Source organism: Pedobacter gandavensis (assembly GCF_014172405.1).
Lineage (GTDB): Bacteria > Bacteroidota > Bacteroidia > Sphingobacteriales > Sphingobacteriaceae > Pedobacter > Pedobacter gandavensis.
Window position 1 is genome coordinate 82,931 of record NZ_WNXC01000001.1, and the last position, 13,580, is coordinate 96,510.

Consider the following 13,580-nt stretch of genomic DNA (forward strand, 5'->3'; position numbering starts at 1 on the left):
GATCAAATAGGGGCTTTGGGTTTAATTGAATAAAGTCGTTCCAGTGGGGTGATTCCACTTAATGTAGCATGTACATTGACAGTTAAGTCCATCTTTTTCAAGATAGAAATGTAAAAGTGAAACTTGGTTTTGTTTAGATTTTGCATAACCCATATTGATTAATATGAGTCTTGTTGGTTGGAGTAAAATAAATGTGGGGGCTACCAACCGTGGCGCTTTATAAAGTTTCTGACGCCTTATGTGACACGGTCGAACAGCAGCCCCCACATCTATTTTCGATACACAAATATAGTGTATCTACTAATAGATATAGGTATTTTCTGCTGTCTTACGTCACGGCGTCAGAATGTGCGACCGCAAGACTCTAATTAGTACTTACTTAACTTTATCAAATATACCTAATTAATTCAAAATAAACAATTAATTGAAGTATTTGAAATGATTTGTCTTTGTCAATTTGATCAATGATTAAATTCGATAAAAAAATAATCGGCACCAATGTAAAGCTTTTAAGAGAGGCTTTAGGTTTGTCTCAGGTTGATTTTTCTCATCTAGTTGAGGTTTCTCCTGGTACAATAACTAACCTTGAATACGGCAGAGCTTCGAATAGTTTAAGCACCTTAGAAAAACTTTTAGTATTCTTTAATATAGAAATGAATGACCTTCTTTATGGAGAAATCTCGATCCCTGCTGATTTTAGAGAATCTTTTATCAATGAACATAAAACGAATAAGGAGCTACTCAATCTTTTACATAAACGCCCTACAATTGTTTATGCAATTAAATTCAAATTGCTAAAATCTAATTTTCTTGACAAGCCAAGAGAAATCGGTGAAGTAAAGGCCTATTTTGAAAAGTTTGGTTGGTCGTTTCTAGGAACTTCTATTTCAAATGCACTAAAGCGGATGCCTGACTCGATTGAAATCAAAAAGCATCAGACGAAGCTTAATACCAATGAATACTCAAGAAAGAAGTATAACGATGGGGAATAATTTTTAATTTCTATAGTTATATAATTTTTGTGTAAGTTTTCTATTAGTGAGAATCATCTATAGTATCCGTAGAGTTCGCGCACGGAGGTCCTAAAATATATTTAAATAGCCTGTAAGGGTTTTCCCTTATTTTATTCAAATCAAGGTTTTCCCTTATTGGGTGCTGTTCTTGTATTGCACATTTTTGAGCCATCATCTCGCCTGACCCCGTGAAAAGTTGTTGCCAGTGAACAGGCAAGTCAGGCTTAATCAATCTACATATCTATGAATGATGGCATGAATGAAAATGCGCTTAGAGCGTTTACAGTTTTAGAGGAGGACTTGAAAATTCTCTCACAATCTAATGGACATCCAACCGCTATTTTGCGTGAGCAGGAGTCACAGGTTATCTCCATTTTAAGGGATTTAAGGATTCTTCATCCTTTTGATGATCCAGTCTTGGAGATCAATTTCCACAAACACTTGTATCCTAGTTTTAGAAGTTTGTTGATTTATTACCAGGAAAAGCATTTGGTTTGTTCGGCGTTACCTCATGAGAATTTGTGTTTGCTTAAAAGGCATTATCAAGGGGAACTTCAACGGATTGCCCGCTTTTTTGATGCTTATGCTTTTCATTACAAGTATTTCATTTTAAAAGGGCAGGAACTTGATGTTTTGTTTTTTACTGAGAATGCAGATCTTCAAAATGTATTGCTCCCAGTTGTTCCAACTCATGAGCCTGCTGGCAGTACGGTAACTGCGGAGTTGTTTGCCAGATTTATGGCTTATGAGCGTTTACGAATAGACTTACTCTCGTTTTTGTATGAACTTGAACCTAAGCCTATCTTATCTAGTACCACGGTAGACAGGTTCGGTAAATTACGGAAACCCTTTAAATGGACCGGTGAAACAATCAATTTGATCGAGGTTGCCCATGCCATTCATTTAAACAAACAGATTAATGAGGGAGAGATTGGCATCGTGGAGTTTTTTGAAGGACTCGGGGAATTTTTCGGGGTAAATCTGGGTGTTCCTAAGAAAGGTTTTGATAATATGAAATCCAGGAAGCGTCTGAGTAGGACACAGTTTCTGGATCTGATGCGTGACTCGGTTATAAAAAAGATGGACGATGAGGATGATTGGGGAAGCGTAAGAGGCCTTTTATAGGCTATTTTTCCCATATGGGAAATGAAGTTTTGTAATCTCTGAACCTTTGCTTTTGTATTCCCGGCACAATGGGGTGCCGGGAAAAGTAAAGGTCTATGATACTACAACATTTTTCATGGCAGGGAGTACTGGTTGTCTTTCTTGTCTTTTCAATTGTATGGTATGCGGCTGTCTTGTTGCTGTTTTACCGAAAGGATTTGTCTGTGTTTTTTAATTCTAAAATTTTGGTGTCCGGTGTACCATTACAACGGTCGACTATAACTGATAAAAAGGTTGAGGTATCTCCTGCGGATATGGAAACGGCTGAGGATAGGGAAGCTGAAATATTGGGTAAGAGTAGACTACCAGAAGGGATGAGCATAATTAGTGCTGATTTGATCAGGTTCTCTGCTCAGGTTGCAGCTGCAAGCCCGGGGTAATTTATCCTTGCTCTTCAATTACCAATTCAAGGTCCTTTATCCACGCTATCTATAATACTTCCTTATGAGTTTTCCTCCATCTTCTAAAAAGAAATTAATGGCCAATTCTTGGCTAATGGCCATCGTGCTTTGTGTCTTTAATGTATTGCAAAGCATGATACTTTACGCTCAAAGTGGTACTGCCGGCATCCAGCAAGCCACCACGGAGGTCAAAAGTTATTTCAATTCTGGGACTAACCTGATGTATGCCATTGGCGCTGTTGTGGGACTAGTAGGTGCAATTAAGGTGTTCAATAAATGGAATGCTGGTGAGCCTGATACTTCGAAAGTGGCTTCTGCCTGGTTTGGTTCCTGTATTTTTCTGGTGGTAGTGGCTACCGTTTTAAAGTCTTTTTTCGGGGTTTAATCATGGCGAGCATCTATAATATCAATAAAGGGGTTTCTAAACCTATTGAATTCCGTGGTCTAAAAGGACAATACATTGCATGGCTCGCGATTGGCCTGGTGTTGTTGCTGATTGCTTTTGCTGTATTGTACCTGCTGGGCCCTGGGCTGGTAGTGATCTTACCAGTTATACTGGGCTTGGGGAGTCTATTATTTTTTACGGTTTTTCGTTTAAGCCATCGGTTTGGTGAGCACGGGTTGATGAAGTTTATGGCAAAACGAGGTTTACCTAAAAGCTTGATCTTTCGTTCCCGTAGGTTATTTACCGGATTAAAAAGTTCAGCTATTCATTTAGATAAGAAGAAATCATGGTAGAAGCAGCAAATATTTTTCCGCTTCACAAAGTGGAACACAATGCGATCATTTCCATGCATGGGGATATCACGATTGCTTACAAGGTGTCTCTACCAGAGATTTTTACTTTATCAGACAGGGACTATGAGAATTATCACCAAAGCTGGGTAAAGGCCATACGGGTATTGTTACCACATACAGTTTTTCATAAATCTGATTGGTTTTTTGAAAGTGCATATCAGGCAGATTATGAAAAGGCTGGGAATGATGTACTATCCAGGAGTAGTGAAACTTTCTTTAATGAGCGGGAATTTATGGAACATGAATGTTTTGTATTTCTAACGATGAAACCATCTGCAAGAAAACTTTCAAGTTCGTCATACAGTAATATTCTTAGGAAATCTATTGTTCCAAAACAAGTGATGACCTCTGGTTTATATGGAGAGTTTTTGGATGCTGCGGGGCAGTTTGAGCGGATATTAACCGATAGTGGTTATGTGACTTTAGAGCAGTTTGATGATGATGCGCTTTCTGGGACAGCAAATCAGCCTGGGATTATTGAACGTTATTTATTCTTATTACCTAAAGACGGGGCTGCCGGAATCCGGGACATTCATATCGATAGGGGAATCAAAATAGGTGATCAGTATGCCGATCTGTACAGCCTTTCTGATACTGCCGATTTGCCAGCTATGGTGGGGAGCAGGATTAATTACGATAAGTATAGCACCGATCGTACCAAGTTTTCTGTTGGTTTTGCTTCACCTCTGGGAGGACTTTTGAACTGTAACCACATATTTAATCAGTATCTATTTATTGAGGATGAGCAGAAGACTTTAAAACGGCTTGAATCTAAGAAACTTCGTTTACAGTCTTTATCTGCTTACTCCCGTGAAAATGCCATTTCAAGAGATAGCGTCAATGATTTTTTGAACGAAGCGATTGCCTTAGGAAGACAACCTGTTAAAGCCCATTTTAACCTTTTGGTTTGGGCAGATGAGGCCTTCAAAATGAAGAAATCCAAGAATCTGGTTAGTGCTGCAATGGCGCAATTGGATGGTGTAGCCAAGTTGGAGACTGATGGAGCTGCACAGATTTGGTTTGCAGGTTTACCGGGAAATCAGGCTGATTTCCCGATGAATGATACTTTTGATACTTTCATTGAGCAGGCCACATGTCTTTTTAACCTGGAAAGTAATTACAGGTCTTCTTTAAGTCCTTTTGGAATTCGTCTTGGGGATCGTTTGACTGGGAAACCGGTACATGTGGATATTTCTGACGAGCCAATGCAACTAGGATGGACTTCCAACCGCTCAAAAATGCTGATCGGTGGTTCTGGATCTGGGAAATCCTTCCTGGTAAACCATATCATGCGCAGTTACCATCAGCAAGGAGCTCACTGTGTGTTGATTGACATTGGTCATAGTTATAAAGGTCTTTGTGAGCTGCTGGGAGGTTATTACTTTACCTATTCTGAAGCTAGCCCAATTCAGTTCAATCCCTTTTTTCTTGCGGAAGGAGAGGCGCTGGATACGGAGAAAAAAGAGAGCATCAAGACTTTACTGTTAGCACTTTGGAAAAAGGATGATGAGCCTTATCGTAGATCAGAATATATAGCGATTTCAAATGCATTGACTGGCTACTATACTTATTTAAGCCAGCACAACGATGTTTTTCCTTGTTTCAATTCCTTTTATGATTACCTGATGAATGAATATTTAAAGGTATTGGAAGATGGTAAGGTTAAAGAAAAGGATTTTGACATCAGCAATTTCCTTTATGTGCTAAATCCATATTACCGTGGGGGAGAATTTGATTATTTGCTCAATGCCTCCCAGAATTTGGATATGCTGCAAGAACGGTTTATTGTCTTTGAGCTGGATAACGTTAAGGATCACCCGATCCTGTTTCCAGTGGTGACACTGGTCATTATGGAGCTCATCATTTCTAAAATGAGGAAGCTGAAAGGGATCCGAAAGGTGGTGCTGATTGAGGAAGCCTGGAAAGCTATAGCTAAAGAAGGAATGGCCGAGTACATCCAGTATTTATACAAAACCATGCGTAAGTTTTATGGAGAACCGATAGTAGTTACACAGGAAATCGAAGACATCATTTCATCACCCATTGTCAAACAAGCCATCATCAACAATTCCGATTGCAAGATCCTGCTGGACCAGAGTAAATATCAGAACAAGTTTGACCTTTTACAGGAGCTTTTAGGTCTGGATGATAAACAGAAAGCGCAGATTTTATCGATGAACAAAGCAAATGATCCATCACGGAAGTACAAGGAAGTCTTTATCGCTTTGGGGCAGCAGCACAGTAAAATTTATAGAACTGAAGTTTCCATGGAAGAGTACCTCTGCTATACCACCGAAGAAAAGGAAAAGGTGATGGTACAGGAGTATGCTCAGAAGTACGGTAGTATGCAAAAGGGGATAATGATGTTGGCTCAGGAGCTCAGGGCTAAAAGCAATAAACATTAAAGAGGTTGTAAATAATCAAGTTTTGGATATGAATATAGTTAAGCTTATGAAACAATATATGGTCATTCTGCCATTAAGTACAATGACGCTATTTGTGGCTTTGCCCAAAGGCGCAACCGCACAGGTAGCTGTCCTGGAAGTAATCCGGGCAGGGGTAAAGAAGGTAATCAAAGCTGTTGATTTAAAGATTCAGCGTCTCCAGAATGAAACCATCTGGCTGCAAAATGCACAGAAGGCTTTGGAGAATCAACTCTCTAAGCTAAAGCTCGGAGAAATCGCAGACTGGACGGAAAAACAGCGTGATTTATATCAGGGCTATTATCAGGAACTCTGGAAAATCAAATCTGCCATCACTTTTTACAAAAGAATTAAGGATCTGACCGGGCGGCAGGTGGCCATCATGGATGAATATAAATGGGCCTGGAACCTGTTCAAAAAAGATAAACATTTTACTTCTGTTGAATTGGACAATATGGAAAAGATTTATGCCGGGATACTGGAGGAGAGTATAAAGAATATTGACCAGGTCCTGCTGGTGGTAAATTCCTTTAAGACTCAGATGTCTGATGCAAAACGGTTGGAGATTATTAATGAGGCAGCTGAAAAAATGGACGTCAATTATACTGATCTCAAACAGTTTAATGGACAAAATATTGGGCTGAGTATCGGGCGCGCTAAATCATTGGATGAGATAGTCACTTTAAAGGAAATCTATGGAATCGAGAACTAAAGTTTATGGGTTGACGTTATTGCTCGCCTTCGGATTGTCTGGTTTTTCAGGGACAGTACTGGGCCAAACCTTTGGAGAGTTTTTTAAGCAAAAGAAGACGCAAAAACGATACTTGTTACAGCAAATTGCCGCGCTACAGTTTTATATCGGGCAGGCTAAAAAGGGCTATGAGTTAGTGGGATCTGGTCTTAATACCATCAAGGATTTCAGTAATGGAGAATTTGGATTGCATCACACTTTTATATCCTCATTAAAGTTGGTTAGTCCCCAAATTTCTGGCCATGTTAAAGTAGCAGATATTATTGCCGATCAAGCTTCGATTCTAAAATCCTTTAACCGGATTAATGGGAATGGTTTATTGACGATGGAAGCTAAGTTGTATGTGCGGCAAGTACAGGCGGGTGTCATTGAGGAATGCTTGAGGGATCTGGAGGAGCTTGTTTTAATTGTGGTTTCTGGAAAAGTAGAAATGACCACTGATCAACGGATCAGTCGGTTGGATAAAGTTTCACTCGCCATGCGGGAGAAGCTGGAGTTTAGCCAGGATTTTTGTCAGGAAGTTTATGCATTAGTTCAGGCCAAGGAAAATGAAATTATATCTATTCAAAAGTTAAAATATCATTATGGGATCATTGAATAAATCTAAACGGCTGTGTGTTTGCTTTGGACTCATGCTGCTATTGGTGAGTGCAACTGTTCACCTGAAGGCACAATCTACCGAGGTGCAGCAACTGCTTCTGAATGTAGAGAAACTAAGCCAGTTGAAAAATATTCTTCAGGACATGAAAAAGGGCTGGACTGTAGTTAGTGGGGGCTACAACCTGATTCGGAACATTTCTAAGGGTAATTTCTCTTTGCATGAGTTTTTCCTCGATGGATTGATGTTAGTCAGTCCGGAAGTAAAAAAATACAGGAGGGTCGCCGACATCATAACCTACCAGAAGAACATCATTACTGAATATAGGGCTGCTTTTATCCGTTTCAGGTCTTCAGGTGCATTTAACGTGGATGAGTTGGAATATTTAGGGAGAGTTTATCAGCAGTTATTTGAGCAAAGCCTGGATCATATCGATGAGCTGTTAATGGTGATCACCTCCTCCAAGCTGCGGATGAGTGATGATGAGCGGCTTCGTGCCATCGACGGGATTTTTGAACGTGTAGAGGATAAACTGATGTTCTTACGAAGCTTTAATACCGAGACTAATTTGTTAGCTGCTCAGCGGGAAATTCAACAGCGCGAGTTGCGCGAGGTGATGAGTTTATATCCTTAAATCTATTTTATGCATACAAGAACGCTTATTTTTTTATTAATGCTGCTGGGAATTTTCGGATTTCCAGCTGGAGTCTATGCCCAGGGAGCTGCAGGTTATTTGGGTGGGTTACAATCGGTATTGGACAAAGTTTATGCGGAGATGATTCCGCTTTGTTCAGACATGATTGGTCTAGGTAGAGCTGTAGCTGGTTTTGGGGCACTATGGTATATTGCCAGCAGAGTTTGGCGACAGATTGCCTCCGCCGAACCCGTGGATGTATATCCTTTGTTGCGTCCTTTTACGCTTGGTCTTGCTATTTTATTGTTTCCTGTACTGCTGAGTGTAATGAATGGGGTGCTGAATGTAACTGTTGCCGGAACATCAGCCATGAAACTGAATTCTGATGCAGCGATAAAGGCTTTGCTGAAAAAGAAAGAATTGGAATTGAAAAAGACTGACAATTGGAAAGCCTATGTGGGCACAGATGGAGGAGGTGATAGGGCAAAATGGTATAAACTCAGTCATCCTAACAAAACTTCTGGAACCGATGAAGGATGGATGGAGAGTATTGGAAATGACATCAAGTTTTGGGCTGATCGGCAGGATTATAAGATGCGACACGGCTTTAAGCAGTTTATTTCTGAGGTGTTGGAATTGCTTTATCAGGCTGCAGCACTTTGTATCAATACGATGCGGACCTTTTTTCTGATTGTTCTTGCCATACTTGGGCCTATTGTTTTAGGTTTATCAGTCTACGATGGTTTGCAGCATACTTTAACGGTTTGGATCGCCAGGTACATCAACATTTTTCTATGGTTACCAATCGCCAATATTTTTGGTGCCATTCTGGGAAAAATCCAGCAGAACATGTTGAAACTTGATATTTCAGAAGTCCAGCAGAGTGGGGATACCTTTTTCTCTAGTACGGATACCGCTTATTTGATATTTATGATCATTGGAATCCTGGGTTATTTCTCTGTGCCAACGGTAGCCAATTACGTAGTACATGCAGGCGGTGGTAACTCGATGTTGAGCAAAGTCAATTCTATGGTAGTGAGCACTGGAGCTGCGGCTATGGGGACGGTGAGCGGAATGGCCGCCTCAAAAGGAAAATCTGGGGGCATGGTTGCCGACAGAAATGGAGATGGCCATCGCAACACTGCCTATGGAATGGCAGAAGGATCCGGTCAGGATTATTTTCGTGATAAGCTCTCGGGCAAATAACTATCATTATTTCATCAAATCCATTTATCATGTTTACACAGTTTAAAAATATTGATACGGCTTTTCAGCACATCAAAAGGTTCAGCATTTATCTGATCCTGGCTAATGTGCTTATCCTTTGTTTTGGCATTTATAAAAGTTATGAGTTTGCCAACAAGGCTCAGAGCAGGATACATATTTTGTATAATGGTAAAGTTCTGGAGGCCATAGCAGCAGACCGGAAATCCAATATCCCTGTTGAATTACGCGACCATATCAAAACCTTTCACCAGTATTTTTTTAGTATGGATCCTGATGAAAAGGCCATACTGTCCAACATGACAAAAGCACTTTATCTGGCGGATGAATCAGCAAAGAGACAATACGACAACCTTAAAGAATCAGGTTATTACAGCAATTTGATTTCAGCGAATATTAGCCAGGAAATTGAAGTGGATAGTATAGCACTTGATTTAAATGCATATCCATATCAGTTTAGGTGTTATGCTACTCAAAAGTTGATCCGATCCAGTAGCACGGTATTGCGGAAACTGGTAACAACAGGGGAGGTCAGGGACTTAAAAAGCCAGACTGATAACAATCCACATGGTTTTCTGATCCAGCGCTGGGAGACGATCAGTAATTTGGATGTACCCTTAAATCTTTAAGGCCATGAGATTCTATAAATCAATTCGCAAAAGCATTATTCCAGTTGGACCTAACTTATTTAAGTCTCGAATTGGGAGGAGAATACATGTCGTTCAACGGAGTATTGCTGACGCTTTGAATCATAAACTGAATGGTCGTTTCAGGAACTATTGGATCTACGCCTTATTGTTGACTCTATTGGCATTCACTGCTTACTGTACCTGCTTGTTGACAAAGGCTTTAATGAATCTTTTTAATCCATTTTAATCATTTACATATGAACTCAAAACAAAAGGTAACAAAGCGGAAGATCCTGCTCTTCCTTCCGCTGATTGTTTTTCCCCTGCTGGGGTTAGGGTATTACCTGTTTTTTATCAGGGATGCCGAAAAGGAAAAGCAATCTGTAAAAAAGGGCATCAATAAGGACCTACCTGATGCTGCATTTACCCGCGAACAGCCACAGGATAAGTATGGTTATTATCAGCAGTCCGACAGGGATTCTGTGAAAATTAAAGATAATGGACTTCAATCTGTAGCTGGGCGATTAGGTTTTAAAGGAATTCAGGAAGATCCTCAGACTTTAGCCATTACCCAGAAGCTGTCTTTACTGGATAGGGAAATGAATAGGAAAGAGGAGCCTCTAGTTTCCCCTATGGTTTTAGGAAGGCCAAAAATGCAACAGGATCCTTTAAAAGGGGATGTTGACCGGTTGGAGGGACTCATGAAATCCATGCAGGAGAATAAAACCGCTGATCCTGAAATGGAGCAGCTGAATGGAATGTTACAAGGGATTTTAGATATACAACATCCTGGCCGTGTTCAACAACGACTGGAGCAGACGAAATCGTTAAAATCCGATAGCTTGTTCAGGGCCATACCAGCCATTATTGCAAATCATCAAAAAGTGGTGCAAGGAGCCACCATTAAGCTTGTTTTACAGGACAGCGTCACTCTTGCTGGCCAACTGTTTTTCAAAGGACATGCGATTTTTGGCATTTGTCAATTGATGAACCAAAGGTTATTGCTAAACATTAAAAATATCAGGCTTGGAACTTCTATTGTTCCCGTTGATCTGACTGTTTACTCGCTTGATGGTATGGAGGGGATTAATGCGCCTGAGGCGGTATTTGGGGATGCAGTCTCTGGGGGTACAGATAATGCCTTGCAGAACATGCAGTTTTTGAATATAGATCAGTCCATTGGCGTGCAAGCTGCTGGCGCTGGGATCAACACTGCGAAAAACCTCTTTTCTAAAAAAGTACGGAGGATAAAGGTCAAGCTGGAAGCAGGTCAGCAGGTGCTGCTACGTAATAATAAATCCAATCAACAGAATTTTAATTAATAAAAACGCGCTATGAATTTAAATAATCTGGAGAATTTGAAACAAGAAATGAAAGCCCTGGGATTTAGTGATAAGCTGCAGGTGCTCATGGAAGAACAAATGAGAAATGATATTCCGCAGTTTCATCTTAATGATAGCATTGCTGCGGATAAGGGACAGGTTGACTTCACTTTGCACTTCAAGCAATCTGGGCAATCGGATTATTACTACCTGAATCGCTATGAGGTGGCTCATAATAAAGGCAAAGGTCTTGAAGAAGGTCAGAAATACATGGTCATTGTAGCTGGAGCGGATGGAAAGAACACAGTCAAGCGAATTGAAAATCTGACCGAGGCGATTGATCATTTCAAATCGCAAAATGGCGCTGCTGAACTTTCTGTTGGAAAGGATCCCCAACATCGAAAAATAATCGCCAATATGGAAAATGGTAAGGTAAACTTTATTAGTAATGAATTTAGAAATACCTATTTCTCTAAACCTGTAACACAGAATATATGGGTGGACAAGGGGAGGGGCTTCACTGCACAGCAATCAGCCAATTTGATTCAGGGAAGGTCGGTTTACCGCGATGATTTAGTAAAGTATAACAGCGGGGAATCTTATAAGGCATGGGTGAAGTTAGATCTGGAGAAGGGTAAAGATGATCGAGGTAATTTTCAAATGCAGCAGTTTATGGATCCCCAGTATGGTTATGATTTAAAACATGTACTGAACGAATACAGAATCAAAGAATTAGATGATCCTTCACAAAGACAAAAATTAGAAGCTGAGCTGAAGAACGGTAATCGTGCGCTAATCTCCACGGTTAAAGACGGGAAGGAGGTCAAGTTGCAACTGGAAGCCGTTCCACGCTATGGAAATCTTAATTTTTTTACAATGGATGGCAAGCTTGAAAAGCGTAATCAGTTTGAGAAAGTTCAGGCCAAAGAAAACACTTTCGATATGAAAGTGGGGCAGTCGAAAGATAAGGAACTTTCAACAGGTCAGGAACTTTCGAGATAAGTGTCTTTGGTTTAACAGTTCATCATTTTTCACATAAATACTTAATTACCATGGAAAAGTTTAAACAGATTAAAATGCTTATCTCTCAAATCGAAGTTGATGCGGATAAATTTTATAACAGAGGAAATTCAGCAGCAGGCACTAGACTTAGAAAAGGAATGTTAGCTTTGAAAGTTCTTGCTAATCAGCAACGTAAGGAAGTCACAGCAATAAAGCATAACAAGTAATTAAATAATAGGGGAAAGGAAATGCATTGATCCAGCATTAACGCATATTGCCTGGGTTATTAAATGTGTTTTTGGGCCATATCCTTTTGGGTATGGCTTTTTTTATGCAGGTAAGAGTTTGAATTTTGGCTCTTTTTATAGTTTGAAATTTAGGTCCATAATGATTTTTAAGAATTAATTATTCAGCGAAGTTCTCCAGCGTGCTGAGCATATGGGTGCGCTGCGCCAAAGTAGTATTCAAAAAATGGGTATCCCTTCGGGAGCCTCCACATTTTTTGAATCTCCACTTTGCCCATAATGCCAGCCGCTGTTGAAAGGCTTCCATAATTAAATCTTTAAAAATCTGAAATTATGGAAACCCTGAAAATTCAAAACGACCTATCAAAAATCGCAGAAATTAAAATAAGTTACCTGCCTAAATTTAAAGCCTATGAAAGACCTCAAATTACCTCCTCAATGGACGGGTACAAAGCACTTTATAATTGCTGGGATAAGAATACAATTGCCCTTCGAGAAGAATTTAAGATTTTGCTGTTGAACTATAACAACAGGGTTCTGGGCTATTTTAACGTAGGAACAGGAGGGGTGTCGGCAGTTGTTGTAGATGCTAAAATGATTTTCGGAGTGGCCTTAAAAGCAAGTGCCAGCGCAATTATCCTTGCACATTGCCATCCTTCGGGTAATCTTGATCCAAGTTCTCAGGATATCACTATCACCAATAAGTTAATTGAAATTGGAAAATATCTTGACCTTAGGGTTTTGGATCATTTGATTCTTACTCCTGATAATGGTTATTATTCTTTTGCAGATGACGGGTTGATTTGATTCAACCCAATCTAAAGCGATAATACTAGAAAGAAGATCTTTTCTAGTATTAAATTTCAATAGGATTTTGATTGCTAATATTTTTAGTAATTTTGTGACGTTATGGGGATTAGTCATTTTGGTCAGCAGAAGGGGAGTTTTACCAGTTTGCTTCCTTTATATAAGGAAGCAATAAGGTGTGGTTTTTGGCTATATAGTAAAGAAACAGGAAAATGGTACACGCCAGAGGAGTTCTATCAGGAATTTAAGAAGGAAGAATATACCAACCATAGAATTACCCTGATATTGGAAAACGTAGTTATCCGGGATCCTATTGGCGGTATTGAGGCTGGTTATAAACAGCTTCATAGACTTAAAGAAAAAAATCGTGTAGTTGAGGAAGGTTTGGAAGCGAAGTTGGAAGCATTTAGTAAAAAGGCTATTTTTTATTACCACAAAAAAATAAGCTAAAAAGAATGGTTTTTTTGATTTATGGTGGTGATTTGTATCCCAAAATTAGGTGTCAATTTCAATGGCGATGAGTATTATTTGGATTTATGTATATCCTGTTTATAACAGAATTAAATAAA

Annotated in this window: 16 protein-coding genes; all 16 read left to right on the plus strand. The window is 39.7% G+C overall.

Annotated elements, in window-relative coordinates; all coding sequences use genetic code 11:
* The first annotated feature begins 464 nt into the window (after window positions 1-464).
* The 16 genes from GM920_RS00335 to GM920_RS00410 all read left to right on the plus strand — a co-directional run bounded on the left by GM920_RS00335 (window position 465) and on the right by GM920_RS00410 (window position 13,461).
* The gene (locus GM920_RS00335) at window positions 465-992 is read left to right on the plus strand and encodes a helix-turn-helix domain-containing protein (protein WP_182952627.1); all 528 of its coding nucleotides are present in this window, start codon (window positions 465-467) and stop codon (window positions 990-992) included.
* Between the two features lie 264 nt (window positions 993-1,256).
* Window positions 1,257-2,138, plus strand: a complete 882-nt coding sequence (locus GM920_RS00340) for an RteC domain-containing protein (RefSeq protein ID WP_182952628.1) — start codon at window positions 1,257-1,259, stop codon at window positions 2,136-2,138.
* A gap of 95 nt (window positions 2,139-2,233) precedes the next feature.
* Complete coding sequence (locus GM920_RS00345) at window positions 2,234-2,557, plus strand: hypothetical protein (RefSeq protein ID WP_182952629.1); 324 nt, start codon at window positions 2,234-2,236, stop codon at window positions 2,555-2,557.
* A 115-nt stretch (window positions 2,558-2,672) separates the two neighbouring features.
* The gene (locus GM920_RS00350; RefSeq protein ID WP_235964468.1) at window positions 2,673-2,963 is read left to right on the plus strand and encodes a DUF4134 domain-containing protein; all 291 of its coding nucleotides are present in this window, start codon (window positions 2,673-2,675) and stop codon (window positions 2,961-2,963) included.
* A gap of 2 nt (window positions 2,964-2,965) precedes the next feature.
* Window positions 2,966-3,316: a DUF4133 domain-containing protein gene (locus tag GM920_RS00355; protein ID WP_182952630.1), complete on the plus strand. Its 351-nt coding sequence runs from the start codon at window positions 2,966-2,968 to the stop codon at window positions 3,314-3,316.
* Window positions 3,310-5,781: a TraG family conjugative transposon ATPase gene (locus tag GM920_RS00360; protein WP_182952631.1), complete on the plus strand. Its 2,472-nt coding sequence runs from the start codon at window positions 3,310-3,312 to the stop codon at window positions 5,779-5,781. Before GM920_RS00355 ends, GM920_RS00360 begins: the two co-directional genes overlap by 7 nt.
* Before the next feature lie 28 nt (window positions 5,782-5,809).
* Window positions 5,810-6,511, plus strand: a complete 702-nt coding sequence (locus GM920_RS00365; RefSeq protein ID WP_182952632.1) for a conjugal transfer protein TraI — start codon at window positions 5,810-5,812, stop codon at window positions 6,509-6,511.
* Window positions 6,495-7,151, plus strand: a complete 657-nt coding sequence (locus GM920_RS00370) for a hypothetical protein (protein WP_182952633.1) — start codon at window positions 6,495-6,497, stop codon at window positions 7,149-7,151. The genes GM920_RS00365 and GM920_RS00370 overlap by 17 nt, the downstream gene beginning before the upstream one ends.
* Window positions 7,135-7,782: a TerB family tellurite resistance protein gene (locus tag GM920_RS00375; RefSeq protein WP_202985998.1), complete on the plus strand. Its 648-nt coding sequence runs from the start codon at window positions 7,135-7,137 to the stop codon at window positions 7,780-7,782. The genes GM920_RS00370 and GM920_RS00375 overlap by 17 nt, the downstream gene beginning before the upstream one ends.
* Before the next feature lie 9 nt (window positions 7,783-7,791).
* Window positions 7,792-8,988: a conjugative transposon protein TraJ gene (gene traJ, locus GM920_RS00380; RefSeq protein WP_182952634.1), complete on the plus strand. Its 1,197-nt coding sequence runs from the start codon at window positions 7,792-7,794 to the stop codon at window positions 8,986-8,988.
* A gap of 29 nt (window positions 8,989-9,017) precedes the next feature.
* Window positions 9,018-9,635 carry a conjugative transposon protein TraK gene (gene traK, locus GM920_RS00385; protein WP_182952635.1) on the plus strand — a complete coding sequence of 206 codons (618 nt, stop codon included), beginning with the start codon at window positions 9,018-9,020 and terminating at the stop codon, window positions 9,633-9,635.
* A gap of 257 nt (window positions 9,636-9,892) precedes the next feature.
* Window positions 9,893-10,957, plus strand: a complete 1,065-nt coding sequence (traM, locus tag GM920_RS00390; RefSeq protein ID WP_182952636.1) for a conjugative transposon protein TraM — start codon at window positions 9,893-9,895, stop codon at window positions 10,955-10,957.
* A 12-nt stretch (window positions 10,958-10,969) separates the two neighbouring features.
* Window positions 10,970-11,959, plus strand: a complete 990-nt coding sequence (locus GM920_RS00395) for a hypothetical protein (RefSeq protein WP_182952637.1) — start codon at window positions 10,970-10,972, stop codon at window positions 11,957-11,959.
* 50 nt (window positions 11,960-12,009) lie between these two features.
* Complete coding sequence (locus GM920_RS00400) at window positions 12,010-12,186, plus strand: histone H1 (protein ID WP_182952638.1); 177 nt, start codon at window positions 12,010-12,012, stop codon at window positions 12,184-12,186.
* 351 nt (window positions 12,187-12,537) lie between these two features.
* On the plus strand, window positions 12,538-13,011 hold the full coding sequence (locus GM920_RS00405) for a JAB domain-containing protein (RefSeq protein WP_182952639.1): 474 nt from the start codon (window positions 12,538-12,540) through the stop codon (window positions 13,009-13,011).
* A 102-nt stretch (window positions 13,012-13,113) separates the two neighbouring features.
* Window positions 13,114-13,461, plus strand: coding sequence for a hypothetical protein (locus tag GM920_RS00410; RefSeq protein ID WP_182952640.1), 348 nt, complete (start codon window positions 13,114-13,116; stop codon window positions 13,459-13,461).
* Window positions 13,462-13,580 lie beyond the last annotated feature (119 nt).

Excerpts from the sequence above, each read along its gene's own strand:
- GM920_RS00335 (WP_182952627.1), top strand. The coding sequence starts at position 465 with ATGATTAAATTCGATAAAAAAATAATCGGCACCAATGTAAAGCTTTTA.
- GM920_RS00340 (WP_182952628.1), top strand. The coding sequence starts at position 1,257 with ATGAATGATGGCATGAATGAAAATGCGCTTAGAGCGTTTACAGTTTTA.
- GM920_RS00345 (WP_182952629.1), top strand. The coding sequence starts at position 2,234 with ATGATACTACAACATTTTTCATGGCAGGGAGTACTGGTTGTCTTTCTT.
- GM920_RS00350 (WP_235964468.1), top strand. The coding sequence starts at position 2,673 with ATGGCCATCGTGCTTTGTGTCTTTAATGTATTGCAAAGCATGATACTT.
- GM920_RS00355 (WP_182952630.1), top strand. The coding sequence starts at position 2,966 with ATGGCGAGCATCTATAATATCAATAAAGGGGTTTCTAAACCTATTGAA.
- GM920_RS00360 (WP_182952631.1), top strand. The coding sequence starts at position 3,310 with ATGGTAGAAGCAGCAAATATTTTTCCGCTTCACAAAGTGGAACACAAT.
- GM920_RS00365 (WP_182952632.1), top strand. The coding sequence starts at position 5,810 with ATGAATATAGTTAAGCTTATGAAACAATATATGGTCATTCTGCCATTA.
- GM920_RS00370 (WP_182952633.1), top strand. The coding sequence starts at position 6,495 with ATGGAATCGAGAACTAAAGTTTATGGGTTGACGTTATTGCTCGCCTTC.
- GM920_RS00375 (WP_202985998.1), top strand. The coding sequence starts at position 7,135 with ATGGGATCATTGAATAAATCTAAACGGCTGTGTGTTTGCTTTGGACTC.
- traJ (WP_182952634.1), top strand. The coding sequence starts at position 7,792 with ATGCATACAAGAACGCTTATTTTTTTATTAATGCTGCTGGGAATTTTC.
- traK (WP_182952635.1), top strand. The coding sequence starts at position 9,018 with ATGTTTACACAGTTTAAAAATATTGATACGGCTTTTCAGCACATCAAA.
- traM (WP_182952636.1), top strand. The coding sequence starts at position 9,893 with ATGAACTCAAAACAAAAGGTAACAAAGCGGAAGATCCTGCTCTTCCTT.
- GM920_RS00395 (WP_182952637.1), top strand. The coding sequence starts at position 10,970 with ATGAATTTAAATAATCTGGAGAATTTGAAACAAGAAATGAAAGCCCTG.
- GM920_RS00400 (WP_182952638.1), top strand. The coding sequence starts at position 12,010 with ATGGAAAAGTTTAAACAGATTAAAATGCTTATCTCTCAAATCGAAGTT.
- GM920_RS00405 (WP_182952639.1), top strand. The coding sequence starts at position 12,538 with ATGGAAACCCTGAAAATTCAAAACGACCTATCAAAAATCGCAGAAATT.
- GM920_RS00410 (WP_182952640.1), top strand. The coding sequence starts at position 13,114 with ATGGGGATTAGTCATTTTGGTCAGCAGAAGGGGAGTTTTACCAGTTTG.